Here is a 21398-nt window from a genome sequence, read left to right as displayed (position 1 = left end):
CACGATGGGAGTCAGACCCCCAGCCCGATCGGCTGCGTATTCGCCGGGATCGGTGAGGGCAACGCGGACCAGCCCTCGAGATACTTGTCCACCGCGGCGGCACAGGCGCGTCCCTCCGCAATGGCCCAGACCACCAGGGAGGCACCACGGCCGGCATCGCCCGCCACGAAGATTCCTTCGTGGTCGGTCATGTAAGAAGCGGCACGGGCAATGGTGTTGCGCTGCGTCGTCGTCACCGAGGTTTGTGCGGAGAGCAATTCGGTCTCCACACCGGTGAATCCCAGGGCCAGCAGCACCAGGTCGGCGCGGATCTCGCGCTCGGTGCCGGCCTTGGGAACGCGTCGACCGTCGGGAAGGTACTCGGTTTCGGCGACCTTCAGCGCACGCACGCGTCCGTTCTCGTCACCTAAGAACTCGACGGTGGACGCCAGATAGGTGCGTTCCCCACCCTCTTCATGCGATTCAGCGATCTCGAATAGCTGCGGCGTCATGGGCCAGGGCTGATGCTCCGGGCGCTCGGTGGGCGGCTGGACGCCGATGGCCAGGGTGGTCACGGAGGCCGCACCCTGACGGTGGGCGGTGCCGATGCAGTCCGCACCGGTGTCGCCGCCACCCAGGATGATGACGTGCTTGCCCTCCGCGCTGATCTGATCTGGAACGGTGTCCCCGTTGACCACTCGGTTGGACTGCACCAGGTAATCCATGGCGACGTGGATGCCGTCGAGCCCGCGGCCCGGAATGGGCAGTTCGCGCGGCACGGGCGCACCCGTAGTCACGATGACGGCGTCGTAACGGTTGCGCAGCTCGTCCCAGGCGATGTCGGTACCGATCTCGACCTGGGTACGGAACTGGGTGCCCTCGGCCTCCATCTGGGCCAGGCGCCGGTCGAGAATGTCCTTCTCCATCTTGAAATCCGGGATCCCGTACCGCAACAGTCCCCCGATACGGTCGTCGCGCTCATAGACGACGACGGTGAATCCGGCGCGCGTCAGTTGCTGGGCGGCGGCTAAACCGGCGGGGCCGGAGCCGACGACGGCCACGGTGTGGTGATTCTGCCGGTGTGGGACCACCGGTTCCAGCCAGTCCTGATCGAAGATCTGGTCGGCGATGGAAACCTCGGTCTGCTTGATGGTGACGGCGGGCTGGTTGATGCCCAGCACGCAGGCGGACTCGCAGGGGGCCGGGCAGATGCGCCCGGTGACCTCCGGAAAGTTGTTGGTGGCGTGCAACCGTGCCCCGGCCTCTTCCCATTGGCCGCGGCGCACCAGGTCGTTCCACTCGGGGATCAGGTTCCCCAACGGGCAGCCGGTGTGGCAGAACGGGATGCCGCAGTCCATGCACCGCCCTGCTTGGGTTTTCACGGTCGCCTCGTTGGGCCGGACGTGGACGTCCTTGAAGTCCATAATCCGTACTGGGACGGGACGCGAGGGACGGTCCTGACGTTCGGTGATCTTCAAAAATCCGCGGGGATCAGCCATGAGTAGCCTCCAAGATTCGGTTCCAGACGGCGTCGCCGTTGGGGTCAAGCCCTTCCGCCATCGCATGGTCACGTGCCTCCAACACGGCGGCGAAGTCGCGGGGCAGCAGCTTGGTGATGCGGTTCAGGGTGCCGGAGAGATCCGCGAGTAGCCGCGGCGCCAGCTGTGATGTGGTTTCGGCGGCGTAGCGGGTGAGCAGGTCGGTGACCCGTTCGACGTCGTCGGAGTCGAGTTGGTCGATGACGAGCAGTTCACCGGTGGACACCGCCAGCGGGTTCAGTAGCTCCCGCTTGAAGTCCAAGACATAGGCGGTGCCACCGGAGAAGCCTGCGCCAAAGTTACGTCCGGTGGGTCCCAGGATCAATGCGGTGCCCCCGGTCATGTACTCGCAGCCGTGGTCGCCGATGCCCTCGACCACCGCGGTGGCCCCGGAATTGCGCACCAGGAATCGCTCCCCGACCTGACCGGCCAGGAACATCTCACCGGAAGTCGCGCCGTAGCCGATCACATTACCGGCGACGACGTTCTCGCCCGGGTCAAACACAGCAGATTCGTCCGGATGCACCACGATGCGGCCGCCGGAGAGCCCCTTGCCCACGTAGTCGTTAGCTTCGCCCGACAGGCGCAGGGTCACCCCGGAGGGCAGGAACGCCCCGAGCGACTGACCGGCCTCACCACGCAGCCGCACGGTGATCACGTCGTCGTCGAGCTCATCATCCAGGCGCGCAGAGGTGACGTGGTATCCGAGCATGGTGCCCACGGCCCGGTCGGTATTGATGACGTCGAGGCTGATCTCGGTGGGTGTGCCGTGCGCGATGGCCGGTTCGGCTTGGTGGATCAGCTGGTGGTCGAAATGCTGGTCCAACTCGTGGTTCTGACCGGTGGCCCGGCGCAGCGCGGTGCCCTGATCGGTGAGTGCCACGGCGTCGTACCCCTCCAAAATCGGAGCCAGGTCCAGTCCCTCCGACTTCCAGTGTTGCTTGGCCGCGTCCATGTCAAGCACTTCCAGGTGACCGATGGCTTCGTCCAGGGAACGGAAGCCGAGTTCGGCCAGGTATTCACGTACCTGCTGAGCGATGAACTCGAAGAAGTTGATCACGAATTCGGGCTTGCCGGTGTAGCGACTGCGCAGGGTTGGGTTCTGGGTGGCCACACCGACGGGGCAGGTGTCGAGATGGCAAACGCGCATCATGATGCATCCGGAAACCACCAGTGGCGCGGTGGCGAAACCGAATTCTTCGGCTCCGAGCAGAGCGGCGATCACGACGTCACGACCGGTTTTCAGCTGCCCATCAACCTGCACGGTCACCCGGTCACGCAACCCGTTCAGCAACAGGGTCTGCTGGGCTTCGGCCAGGCCGAGTTCCCACGGGGCACCGGCGTGCTTGAGCGAATTCAGCGGGGAGGCGCCGGTACCGCCGTCATGCCCGGAAATGAGCACGACGTCGGCCTTGGCCTTGGTGACCCCGGCAGCCACGGTTCCCACGCCGTGCTCGGAGACGAGCTTGACGTGAACCCGCGACGCCGGGTTGGAGCGCTTCAGATCGTAGATCAGTTCCGCGAGGTCCTCGATGGAGTAGATATCGTGGTGTGGCGGCGGCGACACCAGGGTCACCCCTGGGGTGGAATGCCGGGTCTTGGCCACCCATGGATACACCTTGGTGCCCATCAGCTGGCCGCCCTCCCCCGGCTTGGCGCCCTGGGCGAGCTTGATCTGCAGGTCATCTGCCGTCGCCAGGTACAAACTGGTGACCCCGAATCGCCCGGAGGCGATCTGCTTGATAGCGGAGCGACGTTCCGGATCGAGCAGGCGCTCCGGATCTTCGCCCCCCTCACCGGAGTTCGACTTACCGCCGAGTCGGTTCATGGCGATAGCCAGTGTTTCGTGCGCCTCCTGGGAAATCGAGCCATAGCTCATGGCCCCGGTGGAGAAGCGTTTCACGATCTCGGAGACGGGTTCCACTTCGGAGATCGGCACCGCCGGTCGCTGACCTGATTTGAAGGTCAACAGTCCGCGCAGGGTCATCAGGTCGGCGGCCTGGTTGTCTACCAGCTCGGTGTACTGACGGAAAATGTCGTAGCGGCGGGTGCGGGTGGCGTGCTGCAGCCGGAATACGGTCTCGGGGTTGAACAGATGCGGCGGACCTTCGCGGCGCCACTGGTATTCACCTCCGGTCTCGAGTTCGCGGTACGGGTCGATGTCGTTGCCATCCAGTGGATAAGCAGCCCGGTGACGCTGAGCAGCCTCAGCCGCAATCACGTCCAGGCCCACTCCGCCCATCGGCGAGTACGTGCCGGTGAAGTAGCGGTCCACCAGGCGCTGGGACAGGCCCATGGCTTCAAAGGTTTGCGCCCCGGAGTACGAGCAAACCGTGGAGATTCCCATTTTGGACATGATCTTCTGCACGCCCTTGCCGAGCGCTTTGATTAGGTTCTTGACGGCGTCCTCGGTGCTGACCCCGGTGATCTCCTCGCGGCGCACCAGGTCCTCGGCCGATTCCATGGCCAGATAGGGGTTCACCGCGGAGGCGCCGAATCCGATCAGCACTGCCACGTGGTGGACCTCGCGCACGTCGCCGGCCTCGACGAGCAGGGAGGTCTTGGTCCGGTTGGCAGAGTTGAGCAGGTGGTGGTGCACAGCGGAGGTCAACAGCAGCGACGGGATCGGAGCCCACGCGGCGTTGGAATCGCGGTCGGAGAGCACCACGTACTTCACGCCGCGGTTCACGGCGGCCGAGACTTGCTCGCAGATTTCTTGCAACCGACGGCGGAGTTCTTCCGCCCCACCATCGGGACGGTACAGCCCGCGGACCTTCAGAGTCTGCTTAGTACCGTGCTCGTCGCGACGGTGCAGAATCCGGGCGACCTGCACATTGTCGAGCACCGGGAAGTCGAGGTTGATCTGTTCGGTGGTCACCTGCTCCGTGGACAACAGATTGCCCTGGGGCCCGATGCCGGTGCGCATGGAGGTCACGAGTTCCTCACGGATGGCATCCAGGGGTGGGTTGGTGACCTGGGCGAAGGACTGGGTGAAGTAGTCGAAAAGCAGCCGCGGACGCTTCGAGAGCACGGCAATTGGCGTGTCGGTACCCATTGCGCCCAGGGGTTCGGCGCCCGTGCGGGCCATGGGACCCACGAGGATGCGCAGTTCTTCGGTGGTGTACCCGAACGTCCGCTGGCGTAGTTTCACCGACGCCGAGGAGGCGCGCACGTGCTCGCGTTGGGGTAGCGATTCCAAGGGCAGCAGGTTCTTCTCGACCCACTGGGCCCAGGGCCGGCTCGTGGCAACGTCGTTCTTGATCTCCTCGTCCGGGATGATCCGGCCCTGTTCGGTGTCGACGAGGAACATCTGACCGGGCTGCACGCGGCCCTTGCGCACAATCTCGGCCGGGTCGATACGCACGACGCCGACTTCCGAAGCCAACACGACGAGCCCGTCGCGCGTCTCCCAATAGCGGGCCGGCCGCAGGCCGTTGCGGTCGAGCACGGCTCCGGCCACTACTCCGTCGGTGAAGGACACGGCGGCCGGCCCATCCCAGGGTTCCATGAACATGGAATGGTACTGGTAGAACGCCCGGCGGTCCGGATCCATGGCGGCGTGATTCTCCCACGCCTCCGGGATCATCATCATGATCGCTTGCGGCAGCGGCCGGCCCGAGAGCATCAGCAGCTCGGCGACCTCATCGAACGAGGCGGAATCCGAGGCACCGGGGGTGCAGATCGGGAACAGCGACTCCGGCTCATCTCCCAACAGCGGGGACAGCAGCTGGGACTGCCGGGCCCTCATCCAGTTCCGGTTGCCCTTCACCGTGTTGATTTCACCGTTGTGGGCGATCGTGCGGAACGGCTGGGCCAGCGGCCAGGACGGGAACGTGTTGGTGGAGAACCGAGAGTGCACGATCGCTAGGCGGGTGGCGAAACGCTCATCGGAGAGGTCCTGGTAGAACGGCTCCAGCTGGGCGGTGGTGAGCATGCCCTTGTAGACGATGGTGCTGGTCGACAGCGATGCGAAGTACACCCCGTGCTTGTTCTGGGCCCGCTTGCGCAGTCGGAACACCCGGGCGCTGAGGCTTGCACCAATCGGGGATTCATCCACCCGATCTTCGGTGCCGGGCGCCATCGTCACGAACAACTGCCGCAGAGTGGGCTTGGTGGCCCGCGAACCGGAACCGAGCGTGTCTTCGTCCACGGGTACTTCACGCCAACCGAGCACCTGGAGATCTTCGTCCTGGGCGAGTTCTTCGAGTTCGGCGACGGCGGCAGCACAACTCGGCTCTTCCTGGGGCAGGAAGGCGATGCCGACGGCGTAATGGCCAGGCTCGGGAAGGGTGAAATCGACGACGGCGCGGAAGAAACCGTCCGGTATCTGCAGCAAGATGCCAGCACCGTCACCGGTGCCTTCGTCCGCTCCCACCGCACCGCGGTGCTCGAGGGCACGCAGGGCGGTCAGTGCGTGGTCAACGACCTGATGGGTGGGTCCGCCGCGCAGGTTGGCGATCATCGCTAGCCCGCAATTGTCCTTTTCCGTGGCGGGATCGTAAAGCCCCTGAGCCGGCGGAATCTGAGCGAAGCGGGTGAACGGGTTGAGAGAGTTCTCGGGGTCCGTCATACTGCATCCCTTCTGTGTGAGCTGTGCTCTCCAAAAGGGGACGCCGTTGGCCCCAGCGGTGCGTCCCAAGCCCGAGTATCGGGCCCGGCCACGCACCGGGAAAAATTTTCTGCGCTAAATCTATGTTACCGGATGATGTCGGTGCAACTCAGCCGCGCCGGGGCTGGTCCGTTGTCTCGGACTCGATGGAAGTATCCGTAGCGGCTTCGGTATCTGATGTGATCTCTGCGCCCTCGGGGCCGCGTTCACGACCTGGCACGTAGATCGCGTCGGCGCTGGTGCGCGCCTCTGGGGTCCGCGGACGGGTCACCCACAGGTACACGAGGAACCCGATGGCCAACAGGAACATGGCCAGCGATGTCCACACGTTCAGGCGCTGTTCGATCCCGAAGAAGGTGATCAGTTGGGCGTCGTCGATCCGTAGCATCTCGATCCAGGTACGCCCCAGGGTGTACCAGGCGACATAGAGCCAGACCATCATGCCGCGGCGCAGAGGGAAACGGCGGTCCAGCAACAACAGCAGAGCCACACCGACGAGGCTCCAGACCATTTCATACAGGAACGTGGGGTGGAACAGGGTGTCCGCGGGGAATTCCGCCGGGAAGTTCGGGTGATCTGGGTCCACGGTCAGGCCCCAGGGAGCCTCCGTGGGGCCGCCGAAGAGTTCCTGATTGAAATAGTTGCCGAGTCGGCCGATCGCCTGAGCCAACAGGATGCCGGGGGCCACCACGTCGGCGAAGGCGGAGAACCGAATCCCGTGAATCCGGCAGGCGATCCACGCGCCCACGGCGCCAAGCGCGATCGCGCCCCAGATACCGAGTCCACCGTTCCAGATGTAGAGAATCTTGAGGGGATCCCCGGTGCCGTCAAAACCGGGCCCGAAATATGCATCCGGTGAGGAAAAGACGTGGTAGAGCCGGGCGCCGATGATGCCGAACACCACGGCAATAATGCCGACGTCGATGATCGCACCTTCGTGTCCGCCGCGGTTCTTCCAGCGCCGGCTACCCAGAATAAACGCGGCAACCGCACCGGTGATGAGACAGAGCGCGTACAGCTGGATGGGCCGCGGCCAGAAGGGGATTTCGCTGATCGTGGGGGCAGGAATGGCGGCTATCACGGGGTTCAGCAGGGCGGACGCGGTGGTGGAGAGCATGCTCACCTCTGGGTTGTTGCTGTTCGGTGGGTACCGCGGGCGAGTTCTGCAGCGAGCTCGCCGACCGCGCGGGGTCCGTGGTCTCGCAGGGCGGCGACGAGGGCGGTGCCGACAATCGCTCCGTCGGCGTAGGCGCCGATCTCACGCACGTGCTCCGCTTGTGACACGCCGAGTCCGACGCAGACGCGCGGGGCGCCGGCGTCGTGTGCACGCTGCACCACCCGTTCGGCGGCGGTGGAGACCTCGGAGCGAGCTCCGGTCACGCCCATCACGGAGACGGCGTACACGAAACCGCGGGAGGCTTCCACAACTTTAGTGACGCGCTCATCAGTGGAGCTGGGCGCGGTGAGGAAGATCCGGTCGAGTCCGTAGCGGTCGGAGGCGGCGAACCACTCCTCCGCCTCTTCTGGAACCAGATCCGGGGTGACGATGCCGGCTCCCCCGGCCTCGGCGAGGCGGCGGGCGAAGACGTCCACACCCATCCGGTCCACCAGGTTCCAGTAGGTCATCACCACGACGACGGCGTCGGTGCGCTGCGTGATCGCCGAAATCAAGGTAAACACGTCGTCGACACGGAATCCGGCGGCGAGCACCTCGCTGGTGGCGTGCTGAATGACGGGACCGTCCATCACCGGGTCGGAGTACGGGATGCCGATCTCGATGATGTCGGCACCGTTGTTACCCAACTCCACCGCGGCCTCGATGGAGTCCTGAAGCGTGGGGTATCCGGCGGGCAGATAGCCGATCAGGGCCGTGCGCCCGGCGGCGCGGGCGGCTTCGATGGCCTCGGTGCAGCGTGAAGTGGAAGTAGTCATCAGTCCTGTGCTCCTTCGGGGCGGGCGGCGATGGCCTCTTCGTCTCCGCCGTCGGGGGTGGTCTCGTCCGGGAGCATCCCGAAATACTTCGCTGCGGTGGACACGTCTTTATCGCCGCGGCCGGACAGGCTGACGATAATAGTGCGCTGCTCCTCGGCCGGAGTCGATTCCGAGACGAGGCCTGCCTCGTGCCAGCGCTGGGCGATCTTCAGTGCACCGGCCAGGGCATGCGAGGACTCGATGGCTGGCACAATGCCCTCGGTGCGGCTGAGGCGCCGGAAGGCATCCATACATTCGACGTCGTTGATCGGCTCGTACTGGGCGCGGCCGGTGTCGTGCAGGAAGGCATGTTCGGGGCCCACCCCTGGATAGTCCAGGCCCGCGGAGATGGAATGGGAGTCGACGGTCTGGCCGTCCTCGTCCTGCATCAGGTAGGTGCGGGCCCCATGCAACACTCCGGTGCGCCCCTGCGTGATCGGGGCGGCATGGCGTCCGGTGTCCATGCCGTCACCGCCGGCTTCGAAACCGAAAATCTCTACCTCGGCGTCGTCCAAGAACCCATGGAAGAGTCCGATGGCGTTGGAACCGCCACCCACACAAGCGGCGATAGCGTCGGGCAGGCGTCCGGTCTGCTCCAGGATCTGAGCCCGGGCCTCTTCGCCAATGGCCTGGTGGAAATAGCGCACCATAGCGGGGAACGGGTGGGGCCCGGTGACGGTGCCGAGCAGGTAGTGGGTGGTATCCACAGAGGCGACCCAATCCCGCAGGGCCTCGTTGATGGCATCCTTCAAAGTGCGCGCTCCGAACGTCACCGGCACCACGGTGGCGCCGAGCATCTCCATGCGCGCCACGTTCAGCGCCTGGCGGCGCGTGTCTTCCTCGCCCATGTACACGGTGCATTCCATACCAAACAAAGCGGCCGCCGTCGCGGTGGCCACACCATGCTGGCCAGCACCGGTCTCGGCGATCAAACGGGTTTTGCCCATGCGCCGGGCGATCAGCGCCTGACCGATCACATTGTTAATCTTGTGGGAGCCGGTGTGGTTGAGGTCTTCGCGCTTGAGGAAGATCCGAACCCCGGGGCTGTCAGCGGCGAAGCGCGGCACTTCAGTGAGGAGCGACGGCCGGTTCACATAGGAGGTAAACAGTGCGTTCAACTCCGCGTTGAATTCCGGGTCCTGACGGGCCTCGTTGAAGGTCCGCTCCACTTCCTCGAGGGCGGCGATCAGCGATTCCGGCATCCATCGTCCGCCGTAGGGGCCAAAGTACGGACCCTCTGCATTGCGATAGGTGCCCTCGTGGTCGAGGGACCCTGCTGGACGGTGGTCGCGAGAATCTGTCATGTCACTTCCCTTGCTTGGGGCGACCGGATCAGCTCCGGCCGGTGGAGGGGACCGGGGTTCAGGGGCGCGAGGCGGCCCGGAAATCCCGGATGGCTGCGGTGGCGTCGCCGTGTTTGACCAGGGCTTCCCCCACCAGCACGGCGTCGGCGCCCCGGGCGGCATAATCGGCCACCTCGCGTTCCGAACGCACACCGGATTCGGCGATCCGCACCACGGAATCATCCAGGTGGGGTGCCAGTACGGAGTAGTGGTCGACGTCGACGTCGAGGGTCTTGAGGTTACGCACGTTGACGCCGACGATGCGGGCGCCCACGGCCATGGCCCGTTCGATTTCCTCCACGGTGTGGGTTTCCACCAGGGCGTGCATGCCGAGCTCGTGGCTCAGCGCGAGGAAATCACGCAGCTGGGCGTCATCCAGGGCGGCCACGATGAGTAGTACGAGATCGGCACCGTGGGCGCGGGCTTCGTGGAACTGGTACTCATCGACCATGAAGTCTTTGCGGAGCACCGGGATGGAGACGGCCGCACGGACGGCGTCAAGGTCGGCTAGCGAACCGCCGAATCGGCGCTGCTCGGTCAGCACGGAAATCGCTGCGGCGCCTCCCGCTTGGTAAGACCGTGCCAGATCCGCCGGTGAGCTGATCTCGGCCAGGGCTCCGGCCGAGGGGCTGGAACGCTTGACCTCGGCGATGATGCGCACTCCGGATGTGTCATCCCGGCCACCCTGCAGGGCGGCGTGGGCGTCCAGAGCCGGTGTTGCCTCCGTTGCTGCGCGCTGCACCTTGGTCAAAGGCACGGCACGACGGCGTTCGGCCAGGTCTTCGCGGACCCCCTCAACGATACGGTCGAGGACGGTGCCGCTCAGGGATCCTGTGGTCATCAGTGGTGAGACTTCGTCTTCGAACCGCCGACGCCGTAACCCAGCTGGCGCAGCACGAACGCGAGCACGACGCCACCCACGGCGATGGCGGCGCCGATACCGACGATCACCATGTTCCACATCAGCATGCCCACACCGGCAACGAGCACGCCGGCGAGCACCAAGAACACCATGGACCAGGCGGCCGGCGAATTGCCGTGGCCGATCGGTTCGGCGTGGGTGGGGTCGTTCACCACCCGGCCGTCTTCGGTGATGGTGACCTGGTCGGTGTGGACAGATTCCTGCGTCGTCATCGAACTTCCTTTTCCTTCAGTACCTCTGGCCCGGCGCCGCGGCCGACCGTATGCGAGTGCGATCTGCTTCCATTCTGCCATGAACCCCGCTGCGAAGCGGGAAGATCACGTGGGATCTTTGCCCTGTGACAGTTCGTCCCACGCGTCGATCTCCTCCACCCGGGATTGGGCGCGTCGCGCGGCGTCGGGACGGTCCTGACGGGACGGGGTGGTAACCGCCTCGGGGCGTAACACGGTGTCTGTGTCGCTCTCCGAGTCCTCCTCTGCGGTGGCCGCCGTGTCGTAGTCGTACTTGCGGGTGGTCTGCCAGTGGCGCCCGCTGATGATCACGATGACGGCGGAAAGCAGCATCAACAACGATGCGAGCAGCGCCAGCCACGGAGCCCAGGTCATGGTGACCTGTCCCGCCGGGTCGGTCAGCCCGGAAAGTTCCGCCACCCGCGGTTGCGCTGCGTTCTCGGGGTTCATGACGACGCCGAGGGTGGAAGCCGCCAGTAATGCAGCCGAGGCGGCCAATAAGACCCCGATGATAACGCGGGCGATCCGCCCGGCAATCGATAGTGCAACGCCACCGGCCATGGCCACCAGCGCCATGGCAGTCACCGCACCGGCCGCTTGCTGGCCGGTGGATTCCACCGCGGTGTCGGGTAGTGCTTCGATGTCGGTGGCGACCAGCCACACCTGAGTGGAGGCCAGCAACGCCATCACACCGGCGATCAGCACCACGAGCACGGCGCGCCCGCGGGTGATCTTCGGCGTCGGCTGGGTGTCCGGGACCGAAGTGGTCTCGTTCGTCGGGTTCACGCGTCTCCTGAGGATGATGACTGTCCGGTGCTGTCCAGACTGGTCAGCCTGGACGCCGCCACTACGGCTCGTAAGGGTGCGCTGGCTTTGGCCACGGTTTCGGCGGCCTCGGCTTCCGGGTCGGAATCGGCCACGATACCAGCACCGGCTTGAACATAGGCGACGCCGTCCACGAGCGTGGCAGAACGGATATTGATGGCCATGTCCATATTGCCGGCCAGATCGAAGTATCCGATCACCCCAGCATAGGCCCCGCGCTGCTGCGGTTCCCACTGCTCCAGCAACTGCAGGGCGCGCGGCTTTGGCGCTCCGGAAAGCGTGCCGGCTGGGAAGGTCGCCCCGAGCACATCCAGTGCGGTACGCCCGGACTCCATGGTGCCCTCCACGTGGGAGACCAGGTGCATGATGTGGCTGAACCGTTCCACTTCCATGAACTGGGTGACGCGTACGGTCCCCGGAGTGCAGACCTTGGAGAGGTCATTGCGGGAGAGGTCAACGAGCATCAGGTGTTCGGCGCGCTCCTTGTCGTCGTGCAACAGGTCCTTCTCGTGCAGCCGGTCGTCTTCCACGGTCGCGCCACGGGGACGCGAGCCGGCAATCGGGTGGGTGACGACGTGTCCGTTATTCACGGTGACCAGGGCTTCCGGGGAAGACCCGACAATGTGGAAGGTGCCGGATCCATCCGGGCGGTCGAACGTGAACAGATACATGTAGGGGCTCGGGTTCATGGCCCGCAGCACCCGGTAGACATCGAGTCCGGAAGCCTCCGTCTCAGTCGAGAAGCGGCGGGAGAGCACGATCTGGAAGATCTCGCCGTCGACAATTGCCTGATGCGCATCATCCAGAGCGTCCAGGAAGCTCTGTTTGGTCCAGGAGTCGTGCACTCGGGAAGTCACGTCGACGTCGAGCCAACCGACAGGGGCCACCGAAACGGGGTCATCCGCACCTCGGGCGAGCTGTTGCGCCATCGAGTGCAGCCGCGCCACCGCATCGTCATAAGCCTGCTCGGCCCCGGATTCCAGCCCGTTGAGATTGATCGCATTGGCGACGAGGGTGACTGTGCCGTCGACCTGATCGTGAATAGCCAGGTCGGTGATCAGGTTCATGGCCAGCAGCGGCAGGTTCACGTCTTGGGGCGGCGGTTCGGGCAGCTTCTCCCAGTGCCGGATGGTCTCCCAGCCCAGGTACCCGGCCAGACCCGACACAAGGTTGGGCAGGTCCGGGGCGACGGCGTTGCGGGCATCCGAGGCCAGGAAGCGTAGCGTGGCGTCGAGGACATCCAGCGGGTCGCCTTCGATGGGCACTCCCGCCGGGGGCGTGCCCTGCCAGACCGTTTCGCCGTCGAGCTCGGTCAAGGTGGCCGCGCTGCCGGCCCCGACGAAGGAGTAGCGCGACCAGACGCCACCCTGGGCAGCGGATTCCATCAGGAAAGTGCCGGGGCGGTCGTTGGCCAGACGCCGGTAGAGCCCGACCGGGGTGATCGCATCGGCCAACACTGTCATCGTGACTGGAATCACTGTGTGTTGGTTCGACAGGGCCTGGAACTCTCCGCGGTTGGGATGTACGTTTCCGAGATCACGCATGGGGCAGCTCCCGCCCGGTAAAGCAGGTGCGGGTGCCGGTGTGGCAGGCCGGACCATGCTGATTCACCTGCACTAACAGCGCGTCGCCATCGCAATCCAGCGACACTGAGAGAACTTCCTGGATGTGTCCCGACGTATCGCCCTTGCGCCAGTACTCCTGCCGCGACCTGGAATAGTACGTCGCTCGTCCGGTGGCCAGGGTACGGCGTAGCGCCTCATCGTCCATCCAACCGAGCATCAGCACCTCCCCGGTGTCGTGCTGCTGGGCAATGGCGGCAATCAGTCCGGCGTCGTTGCGCTTGAGGCGTTCGGCGATGGCCGGATCGAGCGTAGGTGTTGTCATGATCTCTCTAGTCTAGGGGCGATACCGTGCTGACGCTGGTCATGGCTTCGTGCTACGTTTCGAGGTGTGAAGGACCACGACGACGTCCATCCGGACGATGAAGACCTCGTCCTTGCCTCGCGTGATGCTCTCGTTTCCGCGTTGTTAGCAGCCGGGCCGAATCAGTCCACGCTGTGTGAAGGGTGGCAGACGCAACACCTCGCGGCACATATTCACCTGCGCGAAATGTCCCCACTGGCCGCGGGATTGTTGGTCCGTCCCCTCTCCCGGCCCCTGGGCGGGAAGACGATGGCCTTGGGAGATCGCGCCTCCACCCCGCACGAGTTTTCCGCCCTCGTGGAACGCATTGCCACCGGTCCCCCGGTGGCGGCCCGCGCTCGGGGTTCCCGGGTGCTGACTCGATTGGGTAGCACCGGACCGGCCCGCCGCCTTTCTGAACTGTCGAATCTGCTGGAGTTCTATGTCCACACCGAGGACGTGCGACGCGCACAGCCGCGCTGGGCTCCGCGTCGGCTGTCCGAGGAATACGCGGACGCGCTGTTCCGGCAACTACGTGCGGTGGCCCGGGTGCATTACCGGAAAACGACCCATGGCACCACGCTGGTGCGGACCAACGGTGACAGCATTGAGGTGAATCCGCTGAAAACGCTCGTCCCTGGCGCACGGCGCGCGACCTCTGCGGCTGGGTCCGTGGGGTCACGCACCTATATTTCAGGTCCGGCCGGTGAACTGGTGATGCACGCTTTCGGTCGAACCGAGCACGCACTCGTATTGGTCGACGCCGCCTAAGCGCGGCCAGCAGTCTTAGCGCACAGGGTGACCCGCAGCGCGAATAGCGTCCTTGACCTGGGCGATCATATCGTCGGGTCCAAAGTGGAACATCGAGGCGGCGAGGACCGCATCAGCGCCGGCATCGATAGCGGGCGGGAAGTGGTGAGGTTCACCGGCGCCACCGGAGGCAATCAAGGGGACAGTGGTCACCTGACGCACGGCTCGGATCATCTCCAGGTCGAAACCTTCCCGGGTGCCATCGGCGTCGATCGAATTGAGCAGGATTTCCCCGACCCCGCGCTCACAGGCGGTGCGGCACCATTCCAGGGCGTCGATGCCGGTGCCGGTGCGCCCGCCGTGCGTGGTGACCTCGAAGCCGGAAGCAACCTCTGGGTTGTTCGTGCGGCGCGCGTCCAGGGAGAGCACCAACACCTGGGAGCCGAAGCGTTGGGTGATTTCGTCGATCACCTCGGGACGAGCAACGGCAGTCGTGTTAATGGACGCCTTGTCGGCGCCGTAGCGCAACAGGCGGTCCACGTCGTCAGCGGTGCGTACTCCCCCGCCCACGGTCAACGGGATGAAGATCTCCTCGGCGGTTCGGGAGACGACGTCGTAGGTGGTCTGGCGGTCACCGGAAGAGGCGGTGACGTCGAGGAAGGTGATCTCGTCGGCACCGGCAGCGTTGTAGCGGCGTGCCAATTCGACGGGATCTCCGGCGTCGCGCAGTCCGGCGAAATTAACGCCCTTCACCACACGCCCCGCATCGACGTCGAGGCAGGGAATCACTCGGATGGCTACGGTCATTCTGACTCCTTCAGCTAGCGGCGTACAGCGAGGTCACCATCACATGCGGATGGCGTGAATAGCCGAGGCGAGGATGGCCCGTGCCCCCAGCGCATACAACTGATCCATGACCTTGTTCATCTGATCCTTGCGCACCATGGAGCGCACCGCGACCCAGTCTTCGTCCTGTAGCGGAGAGATGGTGGGTGATTCGAGACCCGGGGTCACCGCGCTGGCTTCGTCCAGGTGCTCCCGACGTACGTCGTAGTCGATCATCACGTACCGGCGCGCCACGAGCACACCCTGGAGACGGCGCATCAGCACATCCAGACCTTCCGGGGTCTTACCCGCTTGCCCGATCAGGATCGCTTCCGAGGTCATGATCGCCTCGCCGAAGGTGTCCATGCCCGCGGCCTTCAGGGTGTTACCGGTTTCCACGACATCCGCAATAGCATCGGCCACGCCCAAGGACACCGCCGACTCGACGGCGCCGTCGAGGTGCACAATGCGCTCGGGCTGAATGTGCTGGCCCTTCAGGTAGTCCTCCAGCAATCCGTCGTAGCTGGTGGCGATGCGTTTACCGGCCAGGTCCTCCAGCGAGGTGTACTTCCCGGCGGGAGCGGCAAAGCGGAACGTCGAGCGGGCGAAGCCCAGCGACAGCAGCTCTTCGGCGTCGTCGCCCACCTGGGCGTCCAGATACAGATCTCGGCCGGTCAGACCAACATCCAGCGATCCGCCTGCCACGTAGACGGCAATGTCGCGGGGGCGCAGATAGAAGAATTCGACCTCGTTCTCCGGGTCGATCATCACCAGCTCTTTGGTGTCACGACGCTGGCGGTATCCGGCTTCTTGCAGGATGTCGCGGGCGGCTTCAGACAGGGCGCCCTTGTTCGGCACGGCAATGCGCAGCATAGATGTGGTTCTCCTGGGATTCAGCGGCGGTCAGATGATTCGATCGGTCACAACGACGTAGCGTGGCTACGTTCTCGCTCAGAGATGTCGGTAGACGTCGTCTAGGGTCAGGCCCTTGGCCAGCATCATCACCTGGGTGTGGTAGAGCAGCTGCGAGATTTCCTCGGCCGCGGCGTCGTCGGATTCATACTCGGCCGCCATCCAGACTTCGGCCGCCTCTTCGACGATCTTCTTGCCGATCCCATGGACCCCGGAGTCCAGTTCGGCAACGGTGCCGCTACCAGCGGGGCGGTTCTGGGCCTTGTCAGCCAGTTCGGCGAAGAGCTCTTCGAAGGTTTTCACAGTCATAGAGTATCCATGTCTGCCCCGGAGTCGGAACTCAGGGCCCCCTGTTAAGATTTACCGCCGCGTGTGAGCTCGACTTGTTCGTTGTCGATCATCACGGTGGCCGCGTCGGCTGTGCTCTCGGAGCGTTCGATCACGAGGATGTTCGGGCTGATCTGACGCCACCCCTCAGGGAGGTCGAGTTGGTTCTGGTCGGGCACCAGATACGCTTCGACGCTGCCGGTGGTGGTGCTGGACCAGAGCCAGGCGACGGGCTGCTCGGACCCTTCGATGGTCGGGCACGTCATGGACGCAGCAGAATCGGGACCGTGGTCGATGATGAAACACAGCCGGTCTGCCGCGATGTCACCTGAATCGGCCTCAACCTCGGTTTCCGTGCTGGCCATCCCGGTGAAGAATCGGACATCGCCATCGGAACCAACCTGGCGCAGGGTGCTGAGATCGAGATCGGAGGCGAACCCCTGGAACCGCTCGAGGAGCTCAGCGTCGTCCTCTGGTGATTCCTGTGAGAAGACGAGATAGTCGTTCATCACCGCCCGTGGCGGCTCATCGGCACAAGCGCTGATCGCGAACAACGACCCTACAAAGACACCGGCCAATGAGGTGGGACCGATCAGACGGTTCCTGCGAACTTCCGGTGCGCTCATACGGCGACTCCTTCATCATTCACGGGACAGGTCCCTGCCCGCCTTCCTCTTAATCTCCGGACTCGGTGCGCTGTCGACGTTGCAGGGTTGGGTCGGGCATGACCGTTTCGACTTCGGGTTTCTCGTTAGCCCGGGCTCGAGCCCAGACGAAGAAACCGACGAGCGTGAATCCGCCGTAGAAGAGATACATCAGGGCGGAGGCGTAGTAGCCGGCGCTGAAGAGCAATGGCACACCGACAATGTCGACGGCCACCCAGATCAGCCAGAACTCCACCCAGCCTTTCGCCATCCCCCAGGTCGCCAGCAGTGAACCAACAAAAGTCCAGGCGTCGGCCCACACCGGTTCCCATGAGCCCAATGCTCGAAACACCGGGGTCAGGGCGACGGTACCGATCACCAGGGCCGCAATCAGACCCAGCCGGGTTGGCCAACCGGCCCATTCCGGAGTGATGGCCGTCGATGATGCCCCCTCGGACTGTGATACAGCGCGTTCTCGGCGTGCAACTCGCCATTGACGCCAACCGTAAATGGACACGGCGATGAACATGATCTGGCGGCCCGCCTGGCCCAGCAGGTCCACCGCGCCCTCTGTACCGAACCAACTCGAGAGAAACACAGTCAACAGCAGAACATTACCGATGATGCCGATCGGCCAGGCCCACACTTTTCGGCGCATGCCTCCCAGGGCCGAAGCCAGACCGAAGACGTTGCCGACCACTTCGCGCATCAGCAGTCCGCCACCACCCACCGGGATGGTCCAGTTGAAGAGGTCGATGAGCCAGTTCATCCGCAACTTCCTTGAGCCGCTGCCGCCTGATCACGCAACGCAATCAGGGCTGCATCCGGATCATCAGCCCCATACACGGCCGATCCCGCCACAAAAACATCGGCCCCCGCCTCGGCGGCCGCAGTGATGGTCTGTGCCGAGATCCCACCGTCGACCTGCACGGCCACGGGAACGCCCGCATCATCGGCGGCCTGACGCGCTCGACGGATCTTCGGCAAGACCACCTCGAGGAAGGCCTGACCGCCGAAACCAGGTTCGACCGTCATGAGCAACAACATGTCCAGCTCGGTGAGCATGTCGAGGTACGGCTCCAGCGCGGTGGCTGGCTTGAGCGCCATCCCGGCCTGGGCACCGCGGGCGCGCAACTCACGGGCCAAACGAATAGGTGCGCCAGAGGCTTCTGCGTGGAAGGTCACTGATTCCGCCCCGGCCTCGGCGTAGCCGGGAGCCCAGCGATCGGCGTCGGAGATCATCAGGTGGATATCCAACGGCAGGCTCGTGGCGCGTCGAATGGCTTCCACGACCGGCAACCCGAGCGTGAGATTGGGCACGAAGTGGTTGTCCATGACATCCACGTGCACTGCGTCAGCGCTGGGAATGCGCGCGATCTCCTCACCCAGCCGGGAGAAGTCGGCGGACAGGATCGATGGGTGCAGGTGAACGGAACGCTGTAGCTCAGCCATCGGATGGGTCCTCCAGGTCATCAGCAGAGGTCGGGGCTTTACGGAAAAGCGCTAGGAACATGGCATCCGTGGCGTGCAGGTGCGGCCACAGTTGAGCGGTCGTTCCGGTGCCGGTCTCGGGACGCGCTCCCAGCAATTCCAGGGCGAGCGTGGATTCGCCGTCCTCCGTGGTCACCGCGACGCCGGCCAGGGTGGCTTGGGAATCCAGCAGCTCCAAGTCGGGGTGACGACGACGCACATCGTGTACTTGAAGCATGGTTTCGGCCTGGTGCGGTGAGCAGGTCACATAGGCCAGCACGCCACCGGGTCGCAGGGCACCCACGGCTGCCTCGAGCAGTTCGCGTTGCAGGCTGGTCAGCGTGGGTAGGTCGCTGGGCTGCCGACGCCACCGGGATTCTGGGCGCCGCCGCAGGGCACCCAGCCCGGTACACGGCGCATCGAGCAGAATCCGATCAAAGCCATCCGGATAATCAGCACCGATACTCTGCCCTTCACCCGTGCGCACGGTCCAGGAATCGTGCGGTACCGGGGCCAGGGCATTCTCGACGAGCCGGGCACGATGCGGCGCCACCTCGTTCGCCACTAAAGTGGCCCCCTGTTCCGCGGCCAGTGCGGCCAGCAGTGCTGCCTTACCGCCGGGCCCGGCACACAGATCCAACCACACTTCGCCTTCCCGCGTGGCCTCCGTCTCCGGAGACCCCGCGGCACGCGGTGTGGCCACGAGCGCCCGCGCCGTCAACTGGGATCCGACGTCTTGAACACGCACGGTGCCCTCCTTAACGCCGGGGAGCCGTGCGGCATCACCACCGCGGTAGAGGGCCGAGTCCGGCGCCAAGGGTCCGGGCTGGGCCCCCTGCTCTAGCACCGGCTCTAGGTCGCCGAGGCCTGGTAGGGATACCAGGTTGACGATGGGTGCCGTGTTGTTGGCCGCCAGTAGATCGGCGAGCTCGTCAGCAGGGCGGCCATGGCTCACGAGTGCCTGGCGTAGTGCGCGGACGATCCACCGCGGATGCGCGCTACGCACGGCCACAGCGTCATCGGTGTCGCCAGGGGCCACCTCTGCGAGCCAGGTGTCCAGGTCTTTCGCGGAGACTTTGCGCAGCACCGCGTTGACCAGCCCGGACGGCCCTGCGCCGATTTCACTGCGGACCAAGGCCACCGTGGAATCCAATGCGGCGTGAGCGGGAACACGCATGCTCAGCAACTGGTGGCCACCCAACCGCAAGGCGACGAGCACATCCACGTCGAGGTCCTTCAGCGGTCGGTCCACGCACTCAGTCAGGATCGCATCATAAGTGCCTTGCAGGCGCAGCGCCCCGTAGGTGAGCTCGGTGGCAAACCCGGCGTCACGATGATCGAGTCGATGCTGGCGAATCCGATGCGGGAGCACCAGGTTTGCGTAGGCATCATCCCGAGCTACCGCACGCATCACCTCAAACGCCACAAGACGAGACGGATCAGCCGTCCGACGACGTTGCGACGGCGCGTTGGCGGAGAATTGGCGCGGACCACCGCTGGTGCCTCGGTTACGGGTGCGCCCCTGGGCATTGCGTCGCTGTTGGTCACCGCCGGAGCGGTTTCGGCGGTCTGGCCTGCCCGATTGGCCCTGGCGTGGAGACTGGCTCATCCTGTGGCACCTGCTTCGATTCGGGCGTCGTCGGCGAGGCCTCTAGCCCAATCCACCGCGTTCATCATCTTCTTCCCGGCCGGCTGCACCTGGCCCAGCGTCACCGCACCATCCGCGCACACCAAATGCACGGCTCGTTTTTCTCGTATCAGTGCCCCTGGAGCTAGCCCGTCCACAGACACGTGCGGAGCTGGAGACACCGCGCCGAACTTAATCCGGGCAGACCCGTCCGGGCCGAGTAGCGCCCAGGCGCCGGGCTCTGGGGTGGTGCCGTTGATGCGCGCTGCCACTGCACCGGCCGACTCCGTTGGATCGATCGCCCCGTCGTTCAGGCTCAGTTTCGGTGCGAAACTCGGCTCGCCAACCTGAGACCCGGCGACAGCACCTCCAGCGAGGATCTCTCCTGTCGTTCGGGCCAGCAATGCAGCCCCGGAATCGGCGAGGGCGGCCAACACCTCTCCGGAGGAGGCGTCGGGGGCAATGGGGTGCTCGAGAGTGGAAAAGACTGGTCCGGTGTCCAGGCCAGTTTCCAACTGGAACACGGAAGCACCCGTGATGGTTTCCCCCTGGATCACCGCGTGCTGCACTGGGGCCGCACCGCGGTAGGCGGGCAACAGCGAGAAGTGCAGGTTCACCCAGCCCAGCCGAGGAATATTCAGTCCGGATTCCGGCACCAGGCCGCCATAAGCGACGACTACGGCCAGGTCGAGTTCCCAGGCGCGAAGCTGTTCCAGTGCGGCTAGTCCATCCTCACCGCTCAGACGCGAGGCCTTGATCACGGGCAGTCCAAGCGCTTCGGCTCGCGCGGCCACGGGTGATGGCGTCAGGACCCGCTTCCGTCCCACCGGCGCATCCGGGCGGGTCAAAACCCCCACCACATCTATTCCTGCGTCGATCAGCGCGTTGAGCGAAGGCACAGCGGTCTGGGGAGTTCCGGCAAAAAGAACACGAGTACTCATCAGCGACTCCCCTGTCCACGGAGCCCGAAACTAGAAGTCAGACCCGACTCTCGTCCTGCCTGGGTCTGGGCGGTAGCCGCCCCATAGTCCGGTGCCGACATCCGACGACGCGCCTCTTTGCGTTGTTCCCCCACCAGCCGATCCACGAAGAGTTTCCCGTCCAAATGATCCACTTCGTGCTGGAAGCAGCGTGCCAGCAATCCGGTACCCGAAAAACTGATCTCAGCCCCGTCGGCGTCGACGCCCCGAACCGTTGTGGAGAAGGCGCGCGGTGGCTGATAGTGCAATTCGGGTACAGATAAACATCCCTCGCCCGGTTCCTCCGTGAGTTCCTCGGAAAGCTCAAGGGTGGGGTTAATCACCACTCCGCTCTCACGTTCCAGATCAAAGACGAAGATGCGCTGGTTGATACCGATTTGAGGCGCGGCCAAGCCGACGCCCTTCACAGCACGCATGGTCTCGAACATGTCGGCAATCAGCGCATGCAACTTCTCCGTGCCCCAGCGCTCGGCGGGAACAGGATCAGACACGGTGCGCAACACGGGATCAGGAACGGTGCGAATGGACAGAATACTCACCG

General features: G+C 64.8%; 20 protein-coding genes. 1 reads left to right on the top strand and 19 read right to left on the bottom strand.

Going from position 1 to position 21398, the window contains the following annotated elements; all coding sequences use genetic code 11:
- Positions 1–11 precede the first annotated feature (11 nt).
- The 10 genes from P8192_RS07430 to hisI form a co-directional block, all read right to left on the bottom strand.
- Positions 12–1478, bottom strand: coding sequence for a glutamate synthase subunit beta (locus tag P8192_RS07430; protein WP_278155847.1), 1467 nt, complete (start codon positions 1476–1478; stop codon positions 12–14).
- Positions 1471–6087: a glutamate synthase large subunit gene (gltB, locus tag P8192_RS07425; protein WP_278155845.1), complete on the bottom strand. Its 4617-nt coding sequence runs from the start codon at positions 6085–6087 to the stop codon at positions 1471–1473. The genes P8192_RS07430 and gltB overlap by 8 nt, the downstream gene beginning before the upstream one ends.
- 148 nt (positions 6088–6235) lie before the next feature.
- Complete coding sequence (gene lgt / locus P8192_RS07420; RefSeq protein WP_278155842.1) at positions 6236–7243, bottom strand: prolipoprotein diacylglyceryl transferase; 1008 nt, start codon at positions 7241–7243, stop codon at positions 6236–6238.
- Positions 7244–7245: 2 nt separating this feature from the next.
- Positions 7246–8058, bottom strand: a complete 813-nt coding sequence (gene trpA / locus P8192_RS07415; protein WP_270105310.1) for a tryptophan synthase subunit alpha — start codon at positions 8056–8058, stop codon at positions 7246–7248.
- Entirely contained in the window at positions 8058–9401 is a 1344-nt protein-coding gene (gene trpB, locus P8192_RS07410) for a tryptophan synthase subunit beta (RefSeq protein WP_278155839.1), read from the bottom strand. Before trpB ends, trpA begins: the two co-directional genes overlap by 1 nt.
- A gap of 58 nt (positions 9402–9459) precedes the next feature.
- Entirely contained in the window at positions 9460–10281 is an 822-nt protein-coding gene (gene trpC, locus P8192_RS07405) for an indole-3-glycerol phosphate synthase TrpC (RefSeq protein ID WP_278155837.1), read from the bottom strand.
- On the bottom strand, positions 10281–10574 hold the full coding sequence (locus P8192_RS07400; protein WP_278155835.1) for an HGxxPAAW family protein: 294 nt from the start codon (positions 10572–10574) through the stop codon (positions 10281–10283). The genes trpC and P8192_RS07400 overlap by 1 nt, the downstream gene beginning before the upstream one ends.
- A 105-nt stretch (positions 10575–10679) precedes the next feature.
- On the bottom strand, positions 10680–11378 hold the full coding sequence (locus P8192_RS07395) for a Trp biosynthesis-associated membrane protein (protein ID WP_278155833.1): 699 nt from the start codon (positions 11376–11378) through the stop codon (positions 10680–10682).
- On the bottom strand, positions 11375–12961 hold the full coding sequence (locus tag P8192_RS07390; protein WP_278155831.1) for an anthranilate synthase component I: 1587 nt from the start codon (positions 12959–12961) through the stop codon (positions 11375–11377). Before P8192_RS07390 ends, P8192_RS07395 begins: the two co-directional genes overlap by 4 nt.
- Positions 12954–13304: a phosphoribosyl-AMP cyclohydrolase gene (hisI, locus tag P8192_RS07385; RefSeq protein WP_270105317.1), complete on the bottom strand. Its 351-nt coding sequence runs from the start codon at positions 13302–13304 to the stop codon at positions 12954–12956. The genes P8192_RS07390 and hisI overlap by 8 nt, the downstream gene beginning before the upstream one ends.
- A gap of 66 nt (positions 13305–13370) precedes the next feature.
- Here hisI and P8192_RS07380 point away from each other — a divergent pair, with 66 nt between their 5' ends.
- Positions 13371–14093: a TIGR03085 family metal-binding protein gene (locus P8192_RS07380; protein ID WP_278155828.1), complete on the top strand. Its 723-nt coding sequence runs from the start codon at positions 13371–13373 to the stop codon at positions 14091–14093.
- A gap of 15 nt (positions 14094–14108) precedes the next feature.
- On the opposite strand, the gene hisF is transcribed toward P8192_RS07380, so the two are convergent.
- The 9 genes from hisF to def all read right to left on the bottom strand — a co-directional run bounded on the left by hisF (position 14109) and on the right by def (position 21396).
- Positions 14109–14879, bottom strand: coding sequence for an imidazole glycerol phosphate synthase subunit HisF (gene hisF, locus P8192_RS07375; RefSeq protein ID WP_278155826.1), 771 nt, complete (start codon positions 14877–14879; stop codon positions 14109–14111).
- A 39-nt stretch (positions 14880–14918) separates the two neighbouring features.
- Positions 14919–15770 carry an ATP phosphoribosyltransferase gene (gene hisG, locus P8192_RS07370; RefSeq protein ID WP_278155823.1) on the bottom strand — a complete coding sequence of 284 codons (852 nt, stop codon included), beginning with the start codon at positions 15768–15770 and terminating at the stop codon, positions 14919–14921.
- 78 nt (positions 15771–15848) lie between these two features.
- Complete coding sequence (locus P8192_RS07365) at positions 15849–16112, bottom strand: phosphoribosyl-ATP diphosphatase (RefSeq protein ID WP_270107575.1); 264 nt, start codon at positions 16110–16112, stop codon at positions 15849–15851.
- 50 nt (positions 16113–16162) lie between these two features.
- Entirely contained in the window at positions 16163–16762 is a 600-nt protein-coding gene (locus tag P8192_RS07360) for a hypothetical protein (protein ID WP_278155822.1), read from the bottom strand.
- A 49-nt stretch (positions 16763–16811) separates the two neighbouring features.
- Entirely contained in the window at positions 16812–17549 is a 738-nt protein-coding gene (pnuC, locus tag P8192_RS07355) for a nicotinamide riboside transporter PnuC (RefSeq protein ID WP_270105323.1), read from the bottom strand.
- Positions 17546–18232, bottom strand: a complete 687-nt coding sequence (rpe, locus tag P8192_RS07350) for a ribulose-phosphate 3-epimerase (protein ID WP_278155819.1) — start codon at positions 18230–18232, stop codon at positions 17546–17548. The genes pnuC and rpe overlap by 4 nt, the downstream gene beginning before the upstream one ends.
- The gene (locus P8192_RS07345; protein WP_278155817.1) at positions 18225–19859 is read right to left on the bottom strand and encodes an RsmB/NOP family class I SAM-dependent RNA methyltransferase; all 1635 of its coding nucleotides are present in this window, start codon (positions 19857–19859) and stop codon (positions 18225–18227) included. The genes rpe and P8192_RS07345 overlap by 8 nt, the downstream gene beginning before the upstream one ends.
- Positions 19856–20818, bottom strand: coding sequence for a methionyl-tRNA formyltransferase (gene fmt / locus P8192_RS07340; RefSeq protein WP_278155815.1), 963 nt, complete (start codon positions 20816–20818; stop codon positions 19856–19858). The genes P8192_RS07345 and fmt overlap by 4 nt, the downstream gene beginning before the upstream one ends.
- Positions 20818–21396, bottom strand: a complete 579-nt coding sequence (def, locus tag P8192_RS07335; RefSeq protein ID WP_270105327.1) for a peptide deformylase — start codon at positions 21394–21396, stop codon at positions 20818–20820. The genes fmt and def overlap by 1 nt, the downstream gene beginning before the upstream one ends.
- Positions 21397–21398 lie beyond the last annotated feature (2 nt).

Source organism: Citricoccus muralis (genome assembly GCF_029637705.1).
In the GTDB taxonomy this organism is placed as follows: Bacteria; Actinomycetota; Actinomycetes; order Actinomycetales; family Micrococcaceae; genus CmP2.
This window is presented reverse-complemented; position numbering and strand designations above follow the sequence as displayed.